The organism is Chamaesiphon sp. VAR_48_metabat_403 (genome assembly GCF_031422475.1).
Classification (GTDB): Bacteria; Cyanobacteriota; Cyanobacteriia; order Cyanobacteriales; family Chamaesiphonaceae; genus Chamaesiphon.
Map to the genome: position 1 here is coordinate 1 of NZ_JANPLS010000032.1, position 3,771 is coordinate 3,771.

A 3,771-nucleotide genomic window follows, 5' to 3' on the forward strand; every position below is an offset into this window, starting at 1 on the left:
AGCCTGAAGGGGTTGCTAAAGCCATTTATCGGGCGGCAACAGATCGATCTCAACGATTACGATATTCCCCTCATGGAGAAGCTTACTTGCTTCTGCACTCTATTTTGCCCGATCGATTATGGCGACCCTTAGTTGCACGGATGATGTTTGGAAGTAGGACCTAAAACTTTTAAATCTCGACCTAGATCGGGAAAATATTTATTATAAAAGTATATTAGGATTTTTAAAACAAGTCGGCAGGATCGGCAGCTTGGAGTTTTCGGATCGCGATTGCTATCGCAGACGGCAAGCCATTCGAGCCGGAACTCACGCACATTATAATAGTTAAAATCAGTACAAAAATTGCTCGATCGACTTTCATTACAATTGGCAGAAGAGTAGCTGCTTGAGCGATTTGATATAATCCGATTGAGGCAGCCATCCCAGGCAAAAATCCCAATAGAGCCAGGATTAAGGCTTCTTGGAGCACGATGCTAAATAAATATCGATCGGTATAGCTCATTGCCTTGAGGGTTGCATATTCGGGTAATCGATCGGATACTTCGGTATGGAGAATTTGATAAATAATTACGATTCCTTCGAGGTTTCCTGTCAATCATCATAAAATCTCACGAATGTAAGTTCTGAGATCGGTTAATGAAGCTGCTGTGGAGATAAATCCGATATAGTTATCGGGTCTTAGCAGTACCTGAAAAGGTCGATTTGTACCAAAGATTGCTGAAATTTGGGGACTGAGTGGAATTACCTTGAATTCGTTGGCAAAGACTTTCCCTTGGAGAATCGAATCTATAGATTCTTGTTCGAGTTCTCGCCGTAAATCTTTCGCCCAATGTTCACTATCGGAGAAAACCAATAGATGGAATTTGGGAGCGTGAAGCTGATCGTAAACACTCTCACCATCAACCAAAAAGTAAGGCATTCGATCGCCAGCTTTGACCTTGAAATCCTTATCACTATCATGATTACTGAGTGAATCATTGCGATAATTAAGGCGGATTTGGGAAATCGCCGAGAAAATGTTTTTCCCAACTAAATCGCGCCCGATCGCATATTTTGCAACTAGGGGTAAGATTCTCATCCGCATCAAGCTAAACAACCAGTGGGAGCCAACCAGCACATTAAAAGCTCGATCGGTTGTTTCCAAAAGTCTTTGAGCGTTTGGTAGCCGTTCTTCGTTATAAGTATCTAGCAATTTTTCGCTAGCATAGCCTTTGATGACAAAAGCCATTTTCCAGGCAAGATTATAAGCATCTTGAATGCCAGTATTCATCCCCTGCCCACCTGCTGGAGAGTGAACGTGTGCTGCATCGCCAGCGACGAAACAACGTCCGACCGAAAACTTGTTGACGGCGCGGGTGTTAACTTTATAAACCGAGAACCACTTGACGTTAGAAATATCTAGGGACAGTTTGGTATCTTCCTGGATGCGTTGCTCGATCGTTTCATATAAAATCTCACCAACATTTTGGTCGAAGCCTTCAGGAAAGGTGCCAACAATCCGGTATCTTTGTTCACCTGCCATCGGAAAAAAGAAGGTTAATGAGTCTCTCGAAATGCAACCATATCCAGCATCTGCACTAAACTCCCAATCGATTTGAGCATCGACAACATAATATAAACGCTCTAAGGTGCTGCCCTCAAACGTTAGCCCCAATGCGTGTCTAACTGGACTTCTCGCACCATCACAACCGATTAGATATTTAGCAACGATATTTTCAGATCCACCATCAGCAGTTTTGACTTGTGCCGTAACGCCCATTTCAGATTGGGTAAAATGTTTGAGTTCCGTCTGCCATCGCACCTGTTGCTGGTGGCTTTGCAGGTAGTCATATAGCAACTGTTCATTTTTGCTCTGCTCTAGCACAAATAGATAGGGATAAGGACTTAAATCTTGACCCATATCGGAAAGATCGACCTGCCCACGTACTTTTCCTTCTGCGATAATCCGAATTTTGCCAGCAATCTGACCGAGATCGATCGCTTGCGGTGCTACACCTAGTTGCTCATAAATTTCCAGTGTCCGCGCTTGAACTCCAATTGCCTTGGAATGCGTTGTTACGCCTGCATTTTTTTCGATGATGACAAAATCAATCCCATATCTGACTAACTGACAAGCTAGTGACAGCCCTGTTGGACCTGCCCCAATTATCAAAACATCTGTATTAATCATGGCTATAACGTTGATTTAGCTGAAAGTATATTTTGAGATTGGGTCGGGAAACTTCTACCGCAATGTCCTATTTCGTAGCTGTCCAATTTTTCCGTCCTCGCCCCATCGGTAGATCGACAATACCTTCCATCGTTTGACCCTTTACCATTCCAGCAAATTTCAAAGTACCAAAGATGAATTTAGCAGAGAAAGCCATTTTTCGATCTGTGGTGACGGTTCCTGTTAGTGGTAGATCGCCCATTTGTCCCCGAAAAGTACCTGTAAGTGCATTGCCTTTTTGAATCAATGTACAAGTAGCAGATCGATTCTCTCCCAGAATTGACATTTTCCAAGTACCTTCAATATTAGGAATTTGCTGAGAAACTGGGTGAGGAATTTGGGCAAAAGCGAAGCTGGAAAACAAGATAGATGATCCAGAGCCAAGCAGGAATAGCAAAAAAGATTTAGACATAGTTGCCTTATTTGTAAAAGGATTAGGTACAGCCTCAGTCGATATAGTTTACTAAACCGTTTAGTAAATCTACTAAACAGTATAGTAAACTAGAAATAGAGTGTCAATAGCAGCAATGAATCCCCTCAAATCACCCAAACAGAAAGTGGCTGATAAAGCCGAAGCGATCCTGGCAGGGGCAATGCAAGAATTTATGACTTGCGGCTATGCGGCGGCGAGTATGGATCGGATTGCGATCGCGGCAAGGGTCTCGAAGCCCACACTCTACAGCTACTTTCAGGGCAAGGAAGGGTTGTTTACAGCGTTGATTCAACAGATGAGTCAGAGCGATCGACTATTAGATGAGGAACGCTTTCTCCAACACCCGATCCGTGAGAGTTTGAAATTAATCGCGATCGATTTCTTAGACAAATTTTCTGGCGAACAACCTCTGTTAACCTTATTCCGGCTAATTATTGGAGAATCGGGGCGGTTTCCTGATTTAGCGCAGACTTTTGTGCGGAATTTTGAGAAACCTATTATTGAAAAAATGAGTTATTTATTTGCCCATCATCCCGATCTTAACGTCGCCGATCCAGAAATTACTGCGAGATTTTTTATTGGTAATATGGTGCATTATGCGATCGTGCAGGAAATTCTCAATGGTAGAGATATTTTGCCAATGGAACGCGATCGATTTGTGGATGGATCGATCGACCTAATTATTGGTGGTAATTAACACCTACGAATCAAGATTTACAATGACAATTCAAAACAAGTCGTCAGCAATGGGGCTATAGTTTTACTTTAGTGCAATTGTGTTAAGGACTTGCCAAAATAAAATTGTTCCAGTATTTTCACAGTATCTATCAATCACAAGACAAGTTGATTAAGACTGGGATTATTAGTTATTTGAGAGTCCCTTGTCGATCGATTATATAATTATATTACGGAACCTTTTCGCTAGCGGCTGAGTCATTTGTGTCAATTACATCAGTCCTCTCCGCCAATCTACTAAATGATCTTCTCTACTCGTCGAAATTCAATTATTTCTGGTGCCTTAATTTCTGTAGCGATTGCGACAATTCAACCAGTATTCGCTCAAATTAATTCATCGGTTCAACCAGCGATCCAAAACAACTACAATAAAATTACTGCCGCCTTTGTCCGC

3 protein-coding genes and 1 pseudogene are annotated in these 3,771 nt (G+C 42.2%); 1 reads left to right on the plus strand and 3 read right to left on the minus strand.

The window, feature by feature from the left end; genetic code table 11:
- Positions 1–223: 223 nt before the first annotated feature.
- The 3 genes and pseudogenes from RMO79_RS01575 to RMO79_RS01585 all read right to left on the minus strand — a co-directional run.
- Positions 224–589 (minus strand): annotated as a pseudogene (locus tag RMO79_RS01575) (FtsX-like permease family protein); the annotation flags it as partial.
- A gap of 9 nt (positions 590–598) precedes the next feature.
- The gene (locus tag RMO79_RS01580; protein ID WP_310481298.1) at positions 599–2,170 is read right to left on the minus strand and encodes an FAD-dependent monooxygenase; all 1,572 of its coding nucleotides are present in this window, start codon (positions 2,168–2,170) and stop codon (positions 599–601) included.
- Between the two features lie 67 nt (positions 2,171–2,237).
- A complete protein-coding gene (locus tag RMO79_RS01585) occupies positions 2,238–2,573 on the minus strand; it encodes a hypothetical protein (protein ID WP_310481299.1) in 336 nt (111 codons plus the stop codon).
- A 163-nt stretch (positions 2,574–2,736) separates the two neighbouring features.
- Here RMO79_RS01585 and RMO79_RS01590 point away from each other — a divergent pair, with 163 nt between their 5' ends.
- The gene (locus RMO79_RS01590; RefSeq protein WP_310481300.1) at positions 2,737–3,339 is read left to right on the plus strand and encodes a TetR/AcrR family transcriptional regulator; all 603 of its coding nucleotides are present in this window, start codon (positions 2,737–2,739) and stop codon (positions 3,337–3,339) included.
- Positions 3,340–3,771 lie beyond the last annotated feature (432 nt).

What these genes read in the sequence shown, in the direction of transcription:
- RMO79_RS01590 (WP_310481300.1), top strand. Translation starts at nt 2,737, where the DNA reads ATGAATCCCCTCAAATCACCCAAACAGAAAGTGGCTGATAAAGCCGAA.
- RMO79_RS01580 (WP_310481298.1), bottom strand. Translation starts at nt 2,170, where the DNA reads ATGATTAATACAGATGTTTTGATAATTGGGGCAGGTCCAACAGGGCTG.